Raw genomic sequence first — 15,852 nt, 5'->3', positions numbered from 1 at the left:
ACCTTCAGGAAGTGCGGGCGCGGGCGGCGTCCAGCAGTTGCAGCAGCCGCGCTTCGTCGCGCGCATCGACCGTGGCGTTGACCTTCTGCTGTCCCGAGGACAGCTCCACGCGCACGGTGCGCGTCGGCGCGCTGTCGGGCAGCGAGGGGCGCGGCAGGCTGCGGCTGGCGGGCTGCACCAGACCGCCCGAGGCAAAGCCCTGAATGCCTGCCAGCGCGCGTCCGGCCAGTGCCTGCGCCGGAGCGCTCAGGTTGTTGATGGCCTCGAAGAAGCCCGCGCCGTAGCGAGAGACCGCCTGCCGGTTCACGACGAACTCGCCTGGGGTGAGCATCGCCGGGACGGTGTCGGATTTCGAGATGCCGCCGCGCCGGTAGAACTCGCCCTGGTTCTGCTCCATGTAGTCGATCAGCTCGCGCTCCAGGTCTTTGCCCCAGAGCAGTGGCTGCGCCATCGCCGAGCGCCACGTCTGCTTGATGCGTTCGAGGTTCTGGCGCTCGTTGCCGGTGAGCGTCTTGCGACTCATGAACTCCTCCAGCGTGCGGCGATCCTGCTGCGCCTGCTTGCCGTAGTTGTCCATCGTCTTGCTGCGCATATCCAGACTGACCGATGCGCCGTAGTTCCACTGCAGCCAACTGGTGTATTCGTTCATCCCCTGCAGGCCGAGATCGATCATCTTCAGCGCCTCGAACGCTTCGCGGTTCTTCTTGGGCCTGCTTGGCTTGTCGTTCGGGTCGGCATCTCGCGTCTTGCCGCCGCCGAACATCGCCACCGGGCCGCCGCGTGCAAAGTGGGCGACCCCGCTGGCCAACCGCGAGAGCGCGCCGCTGCCGTACTTCTGTACGGCTGCCTTGCGGATCACGAAGGCACCGGCGTCCAGCGTACGCGGCACGGTGTCGTGGTGGCCGGAGCCGGGCACCGAGCCACCGCTCATCCGGGGAAAGGCCGGAGCCACCGCGCCGCCGTCAGCAAAGCGACGGACACCACCACCCGCGCCACCGACCAGTCCGCCCGTGGCATTGGTTTCCACCTTGGTCACGTAGATGGTGTGGGTGCTGGAGGTATTGCGCCCGTTGAGGCTGTCGATCTCCCCGCGAACCGCGCCGACGTTGCTGGCCACCTGATGCTGAGATTCGGTCTGGATGCGATCCAGCGCCTTGATCATCCCCTCGACATTGGTGATGGCCGCCTGCGCCTTCTCGGTCGCCACCTTCAGCTCGAACTGTGCGTTCTGGTCGGCGTAGGCCTTGAGCTTGTCCAGCGCTTCCTTCGCCTTGGACACGTCGGCATCGACCGGCAGCGTCTTGCCTTCCTTGAGCAGCTGCTCGTATTCCTTGAGCTTCTTCTCCGCTTCCTGCAGGTCGGCCTGGATCTGGAGCAGGTATTCCTTCTCGGCGAGCGCCTTGTCCAGATCGGCGATGGCCTTGTCGAAACGCGTGGTGTCGGCGTCGAGCGTGACCTTCAAGCCGTCCTTGAGCTTGGCGGTGATGTCGTCGATCTGGCGCGTGGTCTCGGTCAGCGTGCGCTGAATCTCATCGCGTGCGGTGATCGCCGAGCGTGCCGCCGTCTGGTGCGCCTTCGCTTCGGCGTCCAGCGTCTGGTTGAGGATTTCCTCGGACTGGCGGATGCGGTCGATGGCGTCGCGCACGCCCTGTTTGCCTTGCGCGGCCTGCGCATCGGCGTCCTTGGCCTTCTGCGCCAGTTCGGCGCGCAACTGATCGGCCTGCCGCATCAGATCGGTGGCCTGCTGGTATTCCTGCCTGCGGTAGGCCTCGCGCGACTGCGCTTCGAGCTGCGTGACCTGCGACACCGCCTGCTCGGACTGCTTGCGCGCTTCCTCGCCGCGCTTGGCCTCGTTGGTCTGGCTGGTGGCCACCTGCGCGGCCATGTCCATCGCCTTCTGCGCGAGCTGGCGGGCAAGCTCCAACTCGCCGTTGGCCAGCGCCCGGCGCGCCTGCTCCTGCATCTCAGTGATCTGGCGCTTGCGATCCTCGGTGGCCTCGTACTCCGTCATGCCCTGACGGCGGATGTCGCGGATGCGCTCCTCCGTGGACATCGACAACTGGCGCTTGGCTTCCTCGATGCGCTGCACTTCGGCCAGATGCCGGTTGGCTTCGGCGTTGAGCGCGTCGATGTGCTGGCGGTACTCGGAGAGCGCCTGCGTCAAGGTCTGACGCTTGGTGGCGAGGATGTCGTTCTCGACCCGCTGCACATTGGCGCGGCGCTCTTCCTCGGTCTGGCCTTGCCGGGCGGCGGCGTCCTTGCGCGCCTGCGTTTCCTGATCGATCAGGCCCAGCGTCTCGGTCGTGGCCTGACGGCGCAGGGTCGCCTGCTGGGTCAGCGCTTCGGTGAGCAGCTGGGTGGACTTGGTGATCTTGGCGGTTTCGGACTGCTGGGTGCGTTCCAGTTCCGCCTTCTCCTGCTCGTAGCGGTTCTTCACCGCCTGCACCTGCTGCGCGAGACTGGCCTCGACGATTGAGGTCAGCCCCTTGTAGGCTTCGGCCATCTTGGCGGTGGCGTCGTTGACCACGCCTTGGGCCTTGCCCACCGCCTGTTCGACCTCGCCGAGCCGGGACTTGAGCTTTTCCAGCGCGGCGTGGACGGCCTCGATGCCGCGTCCGACCGCTTCCTGCGTGCCCTGGCGCACGGCTTCCAGCCGCTTGGCGATTTCCTCGGCGGCGGTCGCGGCGGTGTTCATCGCGCCCTTGGCCGCGTTCGCGCCTTCGGTGGCGTCGGCGTACATCTCGGCGAAGATGCGATTCATCTCCGCGAGCCGCTGCTCGTGGCGCTTTGTGGCTTCGGCGATGGTGTCGGAGCTGAAGATGGCGGCGAACACCTCCCACTGGAAGCGCAGGTGCTCGATGCCCTTCATCAGCACCTCGACCATGAAGATGCCCGCCTTGCGGACGATTTCGAACTTCTCCGACAGCCACGTGCCGATCTCCCAGCCGATGATGGCCGCACCGAGCACGGCGAAGGCCACGCGCAGCTTGCCGACCGTTGCGATGGCATTCGACAGGGACAGGTTGGCCGTTGCCCACGCCGCCGCCGTGGTGCTGGCCGCTGTCACCGCCGCCGCACCTGCCGTCTGCCACGCGATGATCAGCGCCGGAATCAGGCGGTAGACCAGCACCGCGAGGCCGACCTCGGCGATGCGCCCCAGCCACTTCATCACCGTGTCCAGGTTCTCCGACAGCCACGTCAGCGCCTCGGCGAGCTTCTTGGTGAAGCCGGTCGATTCGTCGAGCTTGCTGATCCACTGGCCGAAGGCGTTCGACAGGCGCGTGAAGGCCTGGCTGACGGTCATCGGCAATTGCGCGTACTCGGCGGCCAGCTTGTCCTTCTGGCTCATCAGCGCGTTGACCACCACGTCGGCGGTGAGCCGCCCTTCTTCGGCGAGCTTGCGCAGCCGTCCGATGGGCACGTTCAGGCCATCGGCGAGCGCCTTGGCCAGACGCGGGCTGTTCTCGACGACGGAGTTGAATTCCTCGCCGCGCAGCACGCCCGAGGCCAAGGCCTGCCCGAACTGCAGCAGGGACGACTGCGCCTCGGTGGCCGATGCGCCGGAGATGCGCAGCGCCTGCGAGATACTCTCGGTCAGCGAGAGCGCGTCCTTCTGCTCGCCACCCAGCATCCGCACGGCCTGCTGGAGCTTTCCGTAGAGCGTGGCGGTTTCCTGGATCGGCACGCCGATGCGCTGCGCGATGGCGAACAGATCCTTCTGCGCGACCATGTATTCGCGCTGGCCTGCGGTGGCGAGCTTCAGGCGCGCGGACATCATGTTCCAGGCGTCGGCGATCTGGACGATCTCCTGCACCTTGCCCGCCGCCCAGTTGAGGGTGAGGAAGGCCAGCAACTGCGTCTTGGCCTTGGCGACCTGATCACCGAAGGCGTTCATCCCGGCCTTGACCTCGGCCATCCCGGCGGCGGCTTTATCGCCTGCGGTCTTGGCGTTCGCGCCAAACTCGCCAAGGCTGCGCTCGGCCAAATTGATGGCGCGTTTGAGCCCCTCGTCAGCGCCTTCTAGCGCAACAAGGATGGAAATGCGGTTTGCCATTTCAGTCCACCAGCCGTAACTGCTTCTCGATCCGTGCAGAGAGGCGCGGGATGCGACCGGCGACGATGCGCTCGACGTTCAGCCGCTTCTTGAGCTGCACGCGCGGCACCAGCACGGCGATGGGCACGTCGGCACCGCGCTTCAGCTTCTTGATGCCCTCGGCTTTTCGGTAGCGGCGCTTGAAGCCCGACAGTGGCCGGTCGTGTTCCTTGATGTTCTCGGCCATCAGCACGATGTTCCCCTTGGCGTTCTTGATGAAATAGGCATTGCCACCGCGCATCAGCTCGGCGATCTGCGCCTTGAAGCGTTTACGGCCCACGCGCCCGTGCAGCGGGATCAGCATCCGGCCACCAATGACGCCGCCACGCTCGTGGATGCCCGACCACGGGATGCGCGAGCCGACGTAGAGCGCGGGCAGCCGACTCCGATCCTTGTCGAGCACCTTGGCGGTGAAGCCTTTGACGAAGGACTTCTTGACCACCGTCATCTGGCCCGCGACGTGGCTTCGCACGTCCTGCTTGAGTTCGGTGGCTTCGCTGGCGATGCCGCGCGCGACCGCCTGCTTGACCTTGTCGCGGAACTCGCCGCCCCAGCGGCGCAGTTGCGCCTGCGCGGCCTTGCTATCGATGCGAACCGAGATGCGCATGGTCTTGGAGCCTGTCGAGGGTCTGGTCGAGGTGGCGGGCGTCGCCCCGTGTGCCGATGGCGATCAGCGACAGAAGCCGCGCATCGCGTGCGGCGTCATCCCGCGCGGTGGCGGCGGCGAAGCCACGCACCTGCGCCAGGGTGTAGTCGAGGATGTCCGGCAACCGGTGGCCGTGGGCGATCAGGTGCTGGACGGTGTCGAACCAGCCGTGGCCATTGCTGCCGTCGCGCCCGTCCGTGCGATCAGGCCGTCGAGCCGGGGCATCACCGTCCGCGTAAAAAAATCGGCGTTGACCTCGATCACTTTGGCCGCCAGCAGAATGGCTTCGTCGGCGGCCAGCTCATCGACCCACGCGCGCGGTTTGCCGACGGCAATCGACACCGCCGTCAGCAAGTCGTCGCCGCGCTCGCCGAACAGCGCCAGCCAGTCGATGCCATCGCCGCCGATCTGCTGCATCACCGGGGTGATGGCGCGCAGGAAGGCGGGCATCTGGCCGACCTTGAGTGGCTTGATGGCCAACGGCTCCCCGTCGATGACCAGCTCCACCGCTTGTGGGATGAGAGTTTCCAGATCGCTCATGGCAGTCCCCATCACAGTTGCACGATGCGGCCGAACTGGCCAAGCACCGCGTCATAAGGCTTGGTGGTGTCGGCCAGGAGCGAGCCTTCCAGCTCGAACTTGTTGTACTCGTCCGAGATGAAGGAGATTTCCTTCAAGGGATCGAAGGCCACGCGGTACAGCTCGACCAGCACCTTGGCGTTGCCCTGCGCGGTGTTGATGCCTTCCAGGCGCAGGAACCGCTCGGGCAGCGCCTGCGTGAAGATGCCGATCTCGGTGGCCACACCGTAGCTGTAGGCCGCCTTGAACGGCGCGGTGAAGCCGGTGGTATCCAGAAACTGGAGGGCACCGAAGTCGGTGTCGGCGGTGTAATGCGTGCCTGCGGTCAGCGTCGCGGGCGTGACCGCCGAGTCGGTCACCACCAGCGCCGACACCTTGGGATGAGCGAAGAAGTAGCGGTCGCCGACCACCGGAGCAGCGCCGCCGATGGTTTCGGCGGTCACAGTGCCTGTGCTGCCAGTGACGTGGTTGCCGTACAGCGCCAGCGCGAGGTTTTCCTTGGTGAACTCCTCGATGGTGAGATTCACGGTGGCCGACTTTTGCTTGACCATCCGGTGATCCAGCGAGCGCTGGCCGGTCTGGCTCTCGTAGTGCTCCAGCACGTCGGTCTTGAGCGAGAGCTTCAGCTCGGCCACGTTGCCGGGCGAGCGCACTTCGATAGGAAGGCCGTCGATATCGCGCTTGCCGAGGAAGACGCGGCCCTGAAAACTGGCGTAGGTGCTCATGATTTGGATTCCTTGCGTTGGGTGGGAGTGGGTTTGGCTTCGATGGGAGCGCTGTCGCCTTCCGGCTGCGGCACGGGTGCGGGCTGGCGGTCGTGGCGGGCGATGCCATTGGCGATGAGCCAGTCGGCAGTGCCGCTTTCCACGTCAAGCCGTTCGCCCGGCTGCAGCGGCTTGCCCGCGTGGGTGTGTGGGCGGATCAAGACGAGTGAGGTCATGGGAGTCATCCGTTGGTTGAAAGATCGGTGTCGAGCGTCCGGTAGGTGATCGCGTAGCGCGCGGGAATAGCGGCAGCCACCGCGTCGGCGTCCTCGATGTCCCATTCGCATTCCTGCTCGCGGATGCCCAGGCACAAGCCACCCAGATTCCGGTCGGCCAGCAGCGCGGCGTGAGCGGCGGTCAGCAGCCGGTCGGCTTCTGTCTCCGGAATCGCGGGCGGCACCGCGCGTGCCAGCGCGACGAGGCGCACGATCAGTTCACGCGTGACGCGGTCGTTGGCGCGCTCGGTGATGGATTCGGACTCGGGGAACACCACCAGCGCCGGGCATTGCTCCCGGCCGATGGCCACCGTGGGCGAGCGGTGCAGAGTGGCCCCGAGCGATTCCACCGGCGTGCGGACGGCCGTCATCACCGCGAGCAGAATCTGTTCGCGGATCGAGTTGCCGGACACGGGTCAGAGCCTTGTGAGCTTGGCGCGCATCTCCGAGCCGTCGCCGACGGCCCGGATGTCGCGCACCTGATAGGTCACGCTGCCGATCTCCACCGTGTCGCGCGGGGCCAGACCCATAAACACCGACGCCGGATACGACATCTGGTGGTCGGTGGTCGAGGCCAGCCCATCGAACACCGTGTCGTCCGGTTCGGAAAATCCGACCGCGTGCGTCTGCATCGGCGAGCCATCGGCAGGCTGCCAATGGCAATCGCGCAGCAGGCCCGCGTTGGTGGCGGCGGCATAGACCTGTTCGACGAGGCCCATCACGCGATCTCCAGCTTCACCAGCAACTGTGGGCGGTGGCACAGCGGCAGCGGATTGGCCTGCGTGTGCAGGTCGGTGCCCCGGTCGAACTTGCGCGGTTCCTGCTTGGCGTAGAGCGGCAGCGCCATTGTGTTGGCCGTCTCGTTGAAGTCGGCGGGCGCGTAGTAGGTGGCGAAGGTGTCCATCGTGCCCAGCGGGAAGGCGTGGCCTTCGTCCTCCTCGACGAAGCGGCGCACGGTGCCACCGGGTGCGGTCGCGCGGCCGCGATGCTCCTCGAAGGTGATGCCGCAGAAGGTGAAGCCGGAACGCATATCGGTGCGCAGCGCCTGACCGTCCTGCCAGCGCTCGTAGGCCGCGATCACGTCGTCGTGCGTCGTGAGCGCTTCGAAGAAGTCCTTGCCGACCAGGACGTGGATGCCGGTCATCCGCTCGCCCTGCAGGTTGTCCTCGACGTAGCGCAGCAGGTCGCGGCAGGCCTTGCCGACGTCGAAATCGCTGTCGTGCGCGGCGATGTCCCACGCAAAGGTCTGCGGCGTGATGCCGAACTCCGTGAAGAGGTTGTAGATCACGCTGCCGTCGGCATCGAGGATCAGCCCCTTGAGCGCGCCGAAGCGCAGGTGCTCCAGGGTGATCGCGTGCTTGTTGCGCATCGTCTGCAGGTGCTGCGCCATCACGCCTGCCACCGTCTGCAGTTCCGTCTCCGAACCGAAGGCGCGGATGCCTTGCACCTCCTCGGGCAGCACCACGTCATCGTGCGGGATGTGCGGGATGTGGAACGAGCGCACGTTGCGCTGGCCGCGCACGCCGACCGTGCCGGGCGAGCCCACGGGCATCGTCGGCAGCAAGGTCAGCACGCCGTTCTGCTGCTCGACGATGATCGAGCGGAAGCGCTGCGGGCGGTCGACGAACAGGCCCATCTGGGCCAGACGGTCGTAGTTGTTGGGCAGGATGTTGATGGCGGCGGTCAGCGCCGACATCGAAAACGCCGGGTTCTCGAAGATGTTCTGCATGGTCAGACTCCTTGACGGACGAGGACGCCCAACGCCTTGAGCTGGGCAATGGCCGAGGCTTTCTCGGCGGCGGTGATGGCTTCGGGCCACTGCAGCGCGTGGTCGGACACGATGGCGTGACGCGCAACGACAAGGCCGTTGTCACGGTCGGTCAGCGTGGCGTCGCAGTTCTGCAGCAGCACACCGGCGGCGACCTGCGTGCCGTCCTCGGCGGACGGGTCGATTTGTTTGTACTTGCCGCTGGCGGTGACGATGCCGAGCACCGTACCCAGCGGCAGGTTCTGGCCTGCCGCCACGGTGACGCGGTCGCGCGAGTACAGGTTGGGCGCTTCGAACTTGAGCAGGTCGCCCAGATTCATGGCCTCGGTGAAAACGGTCGGCATTTCAGATCTCCTTCTTCAGTGCGGACGACTGCGCCGCGAGGTTCCTCGCAGCGTCGATCAGCGGGTTGGCGGGTGGGGGACGAGAGGCGTCAGGCGCGATGCGGCTGACGATTTCCGGACTGGCCTCGGCCTTGGCCGAGAGAAGACGGCTGCGCACCGTGCCGGGTGCGGTGTTGGCTTCGAGAAAGCCCGCGATCAGGTCGGTGCGTGCGGCAAGCGTGCAGGTCTGCGCGATCTCGACGGCGTCGGCCACGCTCAGCGTGGCGGCGGGCGGTTGAGCAGGACTGCCAGCAGGATCAGCAAGAGGCCGATCAAGAGAAGCGGGGTCGGTTCGATCATTCATCAGTGACTCCTTGGGGTGGTTGCAGAAAGAGCCCGCCCGCGTGGCCACAGCCACCGGAGTCGGGTTGGGGGAAAGGGATGCGAGCAGTTGCGCCAGCGCCTCGTCGAAGGTGCCGATGGCATCGGCAAGGCCCATGGCGACGGCGGCCTGTCCGAAGAACAGACCGGCTTCGGTGTCGCGGACAGCGGACGCCTCGATGCCCCGGTGGCGGGCCACCGTTTCGACGAACAGACCGTAGATGCGATTGACCTCGGCCTTCAGGAAGGCGTGGGCCTCGCTGGAGATCGGCTCGTGCGGGTTGAGGTCGTTCTTGCGGTCGCCCGCGAACACGGCGGTGTAGTGAACGCCGTCCTGCGCGTCCTTCTCGGACTGGTCGACGTGCATGGCGATCACGCCAATCGAGCCGACACCGCCGGTGCGCGACACGAACACCCGGCTGGCGGCGGACGCCAGCGCGTAGGCGGCCGAGAAGGCCATGTCATTGGCCACGGCCCAGACCGGCTTGATCTGGCTGGCTGCGCGGATGCGGTCGGCCAGATCAAACACGCCCCCCGACTCCCCACCGGGCGAATCGATGTCGAGCAGGATGGCTGACACCGCCGGATTGCCGATGGCGGCGTCCAGTTGCGCGGCGAGGCCCGTGTAACTGGTCAACCCCGATTCGGCTTCCAGCCCCACGGTGCGGCGCACCAGCGTGCCGTGAATCGGAATGACCGCCACACCGGGCGGTGATCCGGACGTGGCGCTGCTATCACGTTGGGGCGGCGTGTAGCCGGGGGCGGCGGCCAGATCGGCAAGGCCGACCCGGGGGCCGAGCACGGCCAGGATCACGTCAAGTTTTGGGCGATGGATCGCCAGCGGCACGCCAAAGAGGCGCGCCGCCAGATGCGGCAGCAAGGTCATGGGAAGTCCTTCAGGCAGTCGAAGTGCTGCCAGATGCGTCGGCGGCGTTGCGGTTGGGTTCCGCGCTGCCGCCGTCCTTCGACGTGTAGCGAGCGTCGGAATCGAAGATCAGGCCGAGGTCGTCGGCGCGCTGGTTGTCGGCGGCGATCTCGCGGTCAACATCCTCGGCGTCGTAGCCGAAGGCCGAGATGGCTTCCGAGCGCGACATCAAGCCCGCACGGATGGCCAGCAACATCGCCTTGAGCTCCTTCTCGGGATCGACCCACTGCCAGCCCTGCGGAATCCACTTCACGGCGAGGTACTGGCGACGGCGGGCAGACCCGCCGCGTGCGAAGCCCGGCGCATCCAGCGCCCCGGCGAGCACGGCCTGCTTCATCCACGCCGCCCACACCGGGCGGCATAGCTGATGCACCAGCACGCCGTGCTGCACCATCTCGCAGCGACGCCGGAACTCCAGCATCCCTGCGCGGATGGACGAGTAGTTCACGCCCGTCAGATCGCCGGTCAGTTGTTCGTAGGTGATGCCAATGGCGGCAGCGACTGCCCGGAACTGCGTGCGCAGGAATTCGGAGTACGAACCGCCAACGTCGGCCGGATCGGAGAACTTGATGTCCTCACCGGGCTCCAGAATCTGCAGCGTGCCCGGCTCCAGTCCAGCCAATGCGATGCCTTCGGCGTCCGCATTGCCTTCGCCCATCAGGTTGTCTTCCGGGTTGGCGCGCGTGACGAAGCCCGCGAACATCGCGGCGGTCTTCTTGCGCACCAGCTCGGCGTCGTCGTACTGGTCGAGTTCGTTGAGCTTGACGAGCGCCCGCGACAGCCACGGCTCGCCGCGAATCTGGCCCGGGCGCAGCACGCGGAACAAATGGATGATTTCCGCAGCCGGGATGCGCACCGTGTCCATGCCGCCCTGGCCCGACATCGGGGCCAAACGCCCGTCCTCGGGGTGCGAGCGGTACAGGTGGTAGGCGACGCGCCGTCCCAGGCTGTCGAACTCGATACCGGAGCGCACCACGTTGCCCGACGGCAGATCGGTATTCAAATTGATCGGCAGGTGCTCGGGCTCCAGCAACTGGAGTTGCAGTGGAACGACCAGCCCGTCCTCCGGGCGTCGCGGCCGCAAGCGGATCAAGCATTCACCGCCTTCGAGCATCGCGCGGCAGGCCAGCGCCTGCAGACCATAGAAGTCGGTCTGACCGGCGGCGTCGGCTTCCGCCGTCCAGTCGCGCCACAGCGCCTGCACCTCGGCCTTGAACGCCTCGTCAGGCGACAGGCTCTGGGGCTTGATGCCGGTGCCGACCGCGTTGGCCACAAAGGCTTCGATGCCTGCCTGTGCCCATGCGTTGCGGCGCACGAGGTCACGGCTCTTGCCGCGCAGTTCGTTGCTGGTCGCCAGCATCGCGGCGACCGCGCCGGGGTTGCCGGGCATCCAGGCCAGCGAGCGACGGCCACGCCCCGCCGCTTCGTGGACGGGAGGCTGACCGAAGAGACTTCGGAGTTTGGAGTACCAGGCCATCAAAACCCCTTGGAGGTCGTGACCCGGATCTGGCGCGGCGCACCGGGCAGCAGCCCGGTTTCTGCCGCCTGCTGCAGCAGCCCGCGCCTGACCTCGCGGATCGCAGCCATCAGCTCGTCGACCGAGCGGTACTCGACCGTCTTGTCAGCAAAGGTCACCCGCCGTTCGCCCTTGGCGAGCGCGCTCTCCAATGCCTGGAGTTGGATTTCTGTGTAGGCCATCAGCGGTACACCACGAGATTGATTTCGGAGGAGTCGTCAAACGACGTTGCAGGCGTCGCGCAGGAGATGTCGACGTACTGGGCCGTCTTGAGGTCAGAGCTGGCCCGCACGACGGCCACGCGCTGTTGGCCGCCGTTGACGCTGCTGCGTGCGAGCGCCGTCCAGCAGTAGTTCGCGTCGGGCATCGCCACGGCGAAATGCACGCGGTAGCGGCCCGCCGCAGTGCGCACGACGCTGGCGACGTTGCGCGCGCTGGCGATCACGACCTGACCATTGACGTAGCCGAAGCTGACCCACACCCGGGCAAGACCAGGATGTGTGTCGTCGATCTTGGTCTTGACCTCGAAGCCGATGCGCGCCGCCAAAGCGGCGATGCTGGACGCGAGGCTCATCAGGCCAGCGCCCCGTCGAAGATCACGACGAAGTCGGTGTCGGTGTTCCCGACATCGACGGCCGCCACGGCACCGATGTTGATGCGGGCCTGCAGCTGCTCGGCGACCGTCAAGGTCTGTGCCGCGTCGAAGCGCACCCGGAGATTGACTGCAGCCAGGAGCGCGTCCAGACCTGTGCTGCCGTTCTGCAGCAACTGTTGGATCTCGACCAGGGTGTCGTAGGCGGCGTCAGCTCCACCGAGGATGTCGGCCTTGAGCGCGTCGAGCAGCGACACGATCTTGTTCGACGAGTAGGTGGTGGAGGTGGCGATCTGGCTGTCGTCGATGGCGGTGGCGGACAGCACCGCCGCTTTCAGCTCGTTGATCGCCGCGACCAGACTCGACTTGTCGGTGGTGGACAGGCTGGCGAGATTGCCAGCGGTGGTCCGGACGTCGTTGAACTCCTGGGCAACCCGGATGACCAGGCTCTCGATGCGGGTGGCAAGACTCATGTGTTCTCCTTGGTTTGAAGCGGCCGCCGTCAACGAAGCCAACGGCTTCGGATGACGCGCCGGCCGGTATTGCGGGTGCCAGAAGCAGCGAGGCCACCGCGTTGGGTGGCCTCGTTCAATTCGATATCGTGGATGGGCGGTGGCTCATCCGGTGGGGGTGCTACCCCCAGTTGCCGCTCCAGCTCGCGCCAGTGGCGTTCCTCGAAGCGATCCAGTCCCGCGCTGGACGCGGCCGCGCGGGCGTAGACGTAGCAGTCGAGCGCTTCGTTGCGCTCGCGCATCTTTTGCCACTCGCGCACCGGGAAGCCGTTGCGGTCGCGGCGGGTGATCAGTTGTTCGGCGCAGAGCTGCTGGATGAACTCAGCATCGATCTTCGGCAGATGGACGAACCCGGCAGGAAACACCGGGGTCAAGCCGTCCTCGCCAACGTCCGCGCTCTTGCGCAGGTTGTTGTAGAACTCCAGCTTGGCGATGCCGCCCGCTACCGTGAACACCTTGATTCCCCGGCGCAGCTTCTTGCCGCCCTGCGAGACATCGATGGCCGTGGGCGTGCCGATCAGGGCCGCGCCGCGCGGCACGCCCTTGACCGCCATCACGCGCGCATCGTGGCAAGCACGCACGAAGGCGTAGGCCTCCTGCGTGGCAAAGCCGGTGTCCAGCGCGAAGCGCGCCAGCGGCATCGCCGCGCCCGATGCGTGCGTCCACTGCTCGGCCAGCATCGCGGCCAGGGCTTTCCACACCGCGTCGCGGGCGGTATCGCCCATCAGCACGCGGTGCTCGACCAGCCACGATTCTTTGCCGCGCCCGAAGGCCCAGACCGAGGCTTCGATGCGGTCCTTCTGCACGTCCGCGCCGCCAACCAGCAGCAGACCGCCTTGCGGTACGCTGCCGATGTGGTACTCCTCGCGGCGCTCGACCAGCCGTTGCCAGTCGGGCGCTTCGCCTTCCTCGACCCACGTCTCACCGAGTTCGGTGTTCTTGAAGGTCTTGATCGCGGCGGCCGACCCCGACTCCTTGTTGACGGCGGCTTCCCACGCGGCAGCGATGTCACGCCAGGATCGCCAGCCCACCGGGCTGTACAGCGACGACAGGTGAAAGCCTGCCGTCTTGCCCTGTGCCATCGAGCGCCATTCGCCGTGCTCCAGCATCCACGTCTTGTGATGCTCGGCAATCGCGGTGTCGCAGGATTCGCAGATGTAGGCGGCGGATTCCGGCGCACCCTTGTCCCAGCGCAGTTGCTCGAAGCGCAACCACTGCGGGTGGTTGCAGTGTGGGCACGGCACGAAGTAGCGGCGCTGGTCGCTGGCTTCGTACTCGCGCTCGATGGCGCTTGCCCCCGAAATCGTCGGCGTCGACACGATGAAGATCTTGCGGCGCGCGAAGGTGCGCGTGCGCGCCTCGGCCAGCGAAATTGCATCGCCTTCGCCCTCGACGTCCAACGGGTAGCCGTCGACCTCGTCGAGGAACAGGTAGCGCACCGGCATCGAGCGCAGGCCCACCGCGCTGTTCGCGCCGGTCATCACCAGCACGCCGCCCCGGAACTCCTTGGCCAGAATCGTGTTGCCCGAATCCCGGCTGCGTGCGGGCGCGATCAATTCCGCCAGCGCCGCCGACTCCTCGATCAGCGGGTCGATCCGCTGCTTCGAGTTGCGCTTGGCCATCTCCACAGTCGGCCAGACGGCCATCATGGGCCCCGGTGCGTGGTGGATCACGTAGCCGATCCAGTTCGAGCCCATTTCGGTCGCACCGAGCTGAGCGGCCTTCATGAACGCCACGCGCTCAACCGGCGAGGTCGGCGACAGGCAATCCATGATCGCCTTCAGGTACGGCGTGCGGCTGGTGCGCCAGCGCCCGGGTTCGGCGGACGCCTTGCTGGAGAGCATCCGATGGCGATCCGACCATTCCGACACGGTGAGTAGCGGATCAGGCGTCAAGCCGTCGCGCCACGCGCGTTCGATCTCAACAGCGCCTTCGTAATCGTCCATCGTCAATCCACGCGCGGGCGCAGCTCGCCCAGTTCGATCAGGTGCTCGCGCACGGCGGCTTCCAGCGTGACGTGCATCGTGTGCGCATCAAGGCCAAGCGCGGAGGCCATCTGCCCCGAGATGCGCGCGGGCCAGTTCAACCACGCGTCGCGCTCGATGCGCGCGAGCTTGAATACGTGGGCCACGGCCTGCGCCCGATCCACCAGCTCCTTCTTTCGGTGTGCCAGCTCCAGGTTGTTGAGCTTGGCCTTCAGTACCTCGTTGACCGTGCGCGCCTGCAACAGCGAGGTACCTCCCGCCGACATCGGCGCTGTGCTGGTGTCGGCGACATCGCGCTGCGGTGTTGCTTCGGCGGGCCCTGTTGCGGGCGCGGTTCGCGCCTTTGTGGTGCTGACCTTCTCCTGCGCAGCGGCACGGCGCGGCTGCAATGTGTTTTGTGCCCACTGGGCGTCCGCCGCATCCGGATCAATCGTGCCGTCAGGCAGTGCGGTGATCCGCCCGGTGTCGATGGCCTTCTTCACGGCCACGTGCGACACGCCACGGTGGCGCGCGTAGGCGCGAATCGAGAGTCCCATCGTCACCTTCTTCAATCATCTGTTCGTCATTCCTGCGGATTGAGCTTGGCTTCCATCGGTAACAGCGCGTTCATCACGTCACGCCAACCAAACCCCGAAAGGAACACGCCATGAGCCAGATCGACACCATCCTCACCCTGATCGCCCAGAAGCATCTGGGCATCGACACCCTGCAAACCCGCCACGCCGACAGCCTGGACTTCCACGACACGGCGGTGTGGTGCATCCGGGACGCGCTGGAAGCAGCCTTCAAGGCGGGCGTCGAACTCGGCGCGTCGAGCTCGAAAGCCACGGACGCGGAGATCGCCAAGGACTGATCGGAAATCCACGAAACCAAGCGGAAAGCGCTTGGCTTCACTCCCGAACAGCGCGTTCATCACATCGTCATCCACCACCCCCGAAGGAGCAGCCCATGACCACCACCCAACTCACCCCGGCCCAGCACGCCATCCTCGCCAAGGCCATCAACACCAGCGGCGGCAAGATCGACTGGTTCCCCGACAACATCAAAGGCGGCGCGCGCAAAAAGGTGCTCGAAGGAATGTTCAATCGCGCCCTGATCACGCCTGACGGCGAGGGCTGGTGCGTCGCCGCTGAGGGCTATGACGCCTTGGGCATGAAGCGCCCCCAGGTCAACGCCGAGCACACCTCGAAGTTCGAGGCCAAACTCGACGCGATCATTGCCAACGCCGAAGCGGCACAGGACGACACCGCAGACGCGGACGCAGAGCTCGAAGCCGCCGTCGCCCAAGCCGAGGCGTCCTTCAAAACGCCCGTCAAAGCGCCTCGCACCCGCGACAACAGCAAGCAGTCCGAAGTGATCCGGATGCTGCAGCGTCCCGAGGGCGCAACCATCGGCCAGATCTGCACCGCCACCGGCTGGCAGGCGCACACGGTGCGCGGCACCTTTGCCGGAGCCTTCAAGAAAAAGCTCGGCCTGACCATCGTGTCGGACAAGCCGCAGGGCGGCGAGCGGGTCTACCGCATCGCCTAATCGAGAAAGATAGAGAAAGAGGC

Annotated in this window: 19 protein-coding genes; 2 read left to right on the top strand and 17 right to left on the bottom strand. The window is 66.4% G+C overall.

Annotated features, from left to right (window positions below):
- Positions 1 to 4 precede the first annotated feature (4 nt).
- The 17 genes from ACTPOI_RS12885 to ACTPOI_RS12805 are packed head-to-tail and all read right to left on the bottom strand — an operon-like array spanning position 5 to position 14,835.
- The gene (locus ACTPOI_RS12885; RefSeq protein WP_440109386.1) at positions 5 to 4,054 is read right to left on the bottom strand and encodes a tape measure protein; all 4,050 of its coding nucleotides are present in this window, start codon (positions 4,052 to 4,054) and stop codon (positions 5 to 7) included.
- A 1-nt stretch (position 4,055) separates the two neighbouring features.
- Positions 4,056 to 4,700: a DUF6441 family protein gene (locus tag ACTPOI_RS12880; protein WP_440109384.1), complete on the bottom strand. Its 645-nt coding sequence runs from the start codon at positions 4,698 to 4,700 to the stop codon at positions 4,056 to 4,058.
- Entirely contained in the window at positions 4,675 to 4,884 is a 210-nt protein-coding gene (locus ACTPOI_RS12875; RefSeq protein WP_440109489.1) for a hypothetical protein, read from the bottom strand. The genes ACTPOI_RS12880 and ACTPOI_RS12875 overlap by 26 nt, the downstream gene beginning before the upstream one ends.
- Positions 4,881 to 5,279 carry a hypothetical protein gene (locus ACTPOI_RS12870; protein ID WP_440109382.1) on the bottom strand — a complete coding sequence of 133 codons (399 nt, stop codon included), beginning with the start codon at positions 5,277 to 5,279 and terminating at the stop codon, positions 4,881 to 4,883. Before ACTPOI_RS12870 ends, ACTPOI_RS12875 begins: the two co-directional genes overlap by 4 nt.
- An 11-nt stretch (positions 5,280 to 5,290) precedes the next feature.
- Complete coding sequence (locus ACTPOI_RS12865) at positions 5,291 to 6,043, bottom strand: hypothetical protein (RefSeq protein ID WP_440109380.1); 753 nt, start codon at positions 6,041 to 6,043, stop codon at positions 5,291 to 5,293.
- Entirely contained in the window at positions 6,040 to 6,258 is a 219-nt protein-coding gene (locus ACTPOI_RS12860) for a DUF7210 family protein (RefSeq protein WP_440109378.1), read from the bottom strand. Before ACTPOI_RS12860 ends, ACTPOI_RS12865 begins: the two co-directional genes overlap by 4 nt.
- 5 nt (positions 6,259 to 6,263) lie before the next feature.
- Positions 6,264 to 6,710 (bottom strand): hypothetical protein, encoded by a 447-nt coding sequence (locus ACTPOI_RS12855; protein WP_440109376.1) that lies wholly within the window; start codon positions 6,708 to 6,710, stop codon positions 6,264 to 6,266.
- Between the two features lie 3 nt (positions 6,711 to 6,713).
- Positions 6,714 to 7,016: a head-tail joining protein gene (locus tag ACTPOI_RS12850; RefSeq protein ID WP_440109374.1), complete on the bottom strand. Its 303-nt coding sequence runs from the start codon at positions 7,014 to 7,016 to the stop codon at positions 6,714 to 6,716.
- Positions 7,016 to 8,026, bottom strand: coding sequence for a major capsid protein (locus ACTPOI_RS12845; RefSeq protein ID WP_440109372.1), 1,011 nt, complete (start codon positions 8,024 to 8,026; stop codon positions 7,016 to 7,018). The genes ACTPOI_RS12850 and ACTPOI_RS12845 overlap by 1 nt, the downstream gene beginning before the upstream one ends.
- Before the next feature lie 2 nt (positions 8,027 to 8,028).
- Complete coding sequence (locus ACTPOI_RS12840; RefSeq protein WP_440109370.1) at positions 8,029 to 8,409, bottom strand: head decoration protein; 381 nt, start codon at positions 8,407 to 8,409, stop codon at positions 8,029 to 8,031.
- A 1-nt stretch (position 8,410) separates the two neighbouring features.
- Positions 8,411 to 9,655, bottom strand: a complete 1,245-nt coding sequence (locus tag ACTPOI_RS12835; protein ID WP_440109368.1) for a S49 family peptidase — start codon at positions 9,653 to 9,655, stop codon at positions 8,411 to 8,413.
- 10 nt (positions 9,656 to 9,665) lie between these two features.
- Positions 9,666 to 11,171 (bottom strand): phage portal protein, encoded by a 1,506-nt coding sequence (locus tag ACTPOI_RS12830; RefSeq protein WP_440109366.1) that lies wholly within the window; start codon positions 11,169 to 11,171, stop codon positions 9,666 to 9,668.
- On the bottom strand, positions 11,171 to 11,392 hold the full coding sequence (locus tag ACTPOI_RS12825) for a phage head-tail joining protein (RefSeq protein ID WP_218559705.1): 222 nt from the start codon (positions 11,390 to 11,392) through the stop codon (positions 11,171 to 11,173). The genes ACTPOI_RS12830 and ACTPOI_RS12825 overlap by 1 nt, the downstream gene beginning before the upstream one ends.
- The gene (locus ACTPOI_RS12820) at positions 11,392 to 11,784 is read right to left on the bottom strand and encodes a hypothetical protein (RefSeq protein WP_440109364.1); all 393 of its coding nucleotides are present in this window, start codon (positions 11,782 to 11,784) and stop codon (positions 11,392 to 11,394) included. The genes ACTPOI_RS12825 and ACTPOI_RS12820 overlap by 1 nt, the downstream gene beginning before the upstream one ends.
- Positions 11,784 to 12,275: a hypothetical protein gene (locus ACTPOI_RS12815; protein WP_440109362.1), complete on the bottom strand. Its 492-nt coding sequence runs from the start codon at positions 12,273 to 12,275 to the stop codon at positions 11,784 to 11,786. The genes ACTPOI_RS12820 and ACTPOI_RS12815 overlap by 1 nt, the downstream gene beginning before the upstream one ends.
- A gap of 29 nt (positions 12,276 to 12,304) precedes the next feature.
- Complete coding sequence (locus ACTPOI_RS12810) at positions 12,305 to 14,260, bottom strand: phage terminase large subunit family protein (RefSeq protein WP_440109360.1); 1,956 nt, start codon at positions 14,258 to 14,260, stop codon at positions 12,305 to 12,307.
- A gap of 2 nt (positions 14,261 to 14,262) precedes the next feature.
- Positions 14,263 to 14,835, bottom strand: a complete 573-nt coding sequence (locus ACTPOI_RS12805) for an elements of external origin (RefSeq protein WP_440109358.1) — start codon at positions 14,833 to 14,835, stop codon at positions 14,263 to 14,265.
- A gap of 110 nt (positions 14,836 to 14,945) precedes the next feature.
- On the opposite strand from ACTPOI_RS12805, the gene ACTPOI_RS12800 reads away from it, so the two are divergent.
- Positions 14,946 to 15,152, top strand: a complete 207-nt coding sequence (locus ACTPOI_RS12800; protein WP_440109356.1) for a DUF6900 domain-containing protein — start codon at positions 14,946 to 14,948, stop codon at positions 15,150 to 15,152.
- A gap of 95 nt (positions 15,153 to 15,247) precedes the next feature.
- Positions 15,248 to 15,829: a DUF3489 domain-containing protein gene (locus ACTPOI_RS12795; protein ID WP_440109354.1), complete on the top strand. Its 582-nt coding sequence runs from the start codon at positions 15,248 to 15,250 to the stop codon at positions 15,827 to 15,829.
- Positions 15,830 to 15,852 lie beyond the last annotated feature (23 nt).

It is taken from the genome of Acidovorax sp. BL-A-41-H1, assembly GCF_051942715.1.
The sequence above is the reverse complement of the archived record's forward strand: the minus strand, read 5'-3'. Positions and strand labels throughout refer to the sequence as shown.

Coding starts and splice junctions, on each gene's coding strand:
- ACTPOI_RS12885 (WP_440109386.1), bottom strand. CDS start 4,054: ATGGCAAACCGCATTTCCATCCTTGTTGCGCTAGAAGGCGCTGACGAG.
- ACTPOI_RS12880 (WP_440109384.1), bottom strand. CDS start 4,700: ATGCGCATCTCGGTTCGCATCGATAGCAAGGCCGCGCAGGCGCAACTG.
- ACTPOI_RS12870 (WP_440109382.1), bottom strand. CDS start 5,279: ATGAGCGATCTGGAAACTCTCATCCCACAAGCGGTGGAGCTGGTCATC.
- ACTPOI_RS12865 (WP_440109380.1), bottom strand. CDS start 6,043: ATGAGCACCTACGCCAGTTTTCAGGGCCGCGTCTTCCTCGGCAAGCGC.
- ACTPOI_RS12860 (WP_440109378.1), bottom strand. CDS start 6,258: ATGACCTCACTCGTCTTGATCCGCCCACACACCCACGCGGGCAAGCCG.
- ACTPOI_RS12850 (WP_440109374.1), bottom strand. CDS start 7,016: ATGGGCCTCGTCGAACAGGTCTATGCCGCCGCCACCAACGCGGGCCTG.
- ACTPOI_RS12845 (WP_440109372.1), bottom strand. CDS start 8,026: ATGCAGAACATCTTCGAGAACCCGGCGTTTTCGATGTCGGCGCTGACC.
- ACTPOI_RS12840 (WP_440109370.1), bottom strand. CDS start 8,409: ATGCCGACCGTTTTCACCGAGGCCATGAATCTGGGCGACCTGCTCAAG.
- ACTPOI_RS12835 (WP_440109368.1), bottom strand. CDS start 9,655: ATGACCTTGCTGCCGCATCTGGCGGCGCGCCTCTTTGGCGTGCCGCTG.
- ACTPOI_RS12830 (WP_440109366.1), bottom strand. CDS start 11,171: ATGGCCTGGTACTCCAAACTCCGAAGTCTCTTCGGTCAGCCTCCCGTC.
- ACTPOI_RS12825 (WP_218559705.1), bottom strand. CDS start 11,392: ATGGCCTACACAGAAATCCAACTCCAGGCATTGGAGAGCGCGCTCGCC.
- ACTPOI_RS12820 (WP_440109364.1), bottom strand. CDS start 11,784: ATGAGCCTCGCGTCCAGCATCGCCGCTTTGGCGGCGCGCATCGGCTTC.
- ACTPOI_RS12815 (WP_440109362.1), bottom strand. CDS start 12,275: ATGAGTCTTGCCACCCGCATCGAGAGCCTGGTCATCCGGGTTGCCCAG.
- ACTPOI_RS12810 (WP_440109360.1), bottom strand. CDS start 14,260: ATGGACGATTACGAAGGCGCTGTTGAGATCGAACGCGCGTGGCGCGAC.
- ACTPOI_RS12805 (WP_440109358.1), bottom strand. CDS start 14,835: ATGGGACTCTCGATTCGCGCCTACGCGCGCCACCGTGGCGTGTCGCAC.
- ACTPOI_RS12800 (WP_440109356.1), top strand. CDS start 14,946: ATGAGCCAGATCGACACCATCCTCACCCTGATCGCCCAGAAGCATCTG.
- ACTPOI_RS12795 (WP_440109354.1), top strand. CDS start 15,248: ATGACCACCACCCAACTCACCCCGGCCCAGCACGCCATCCTCGCCAAG.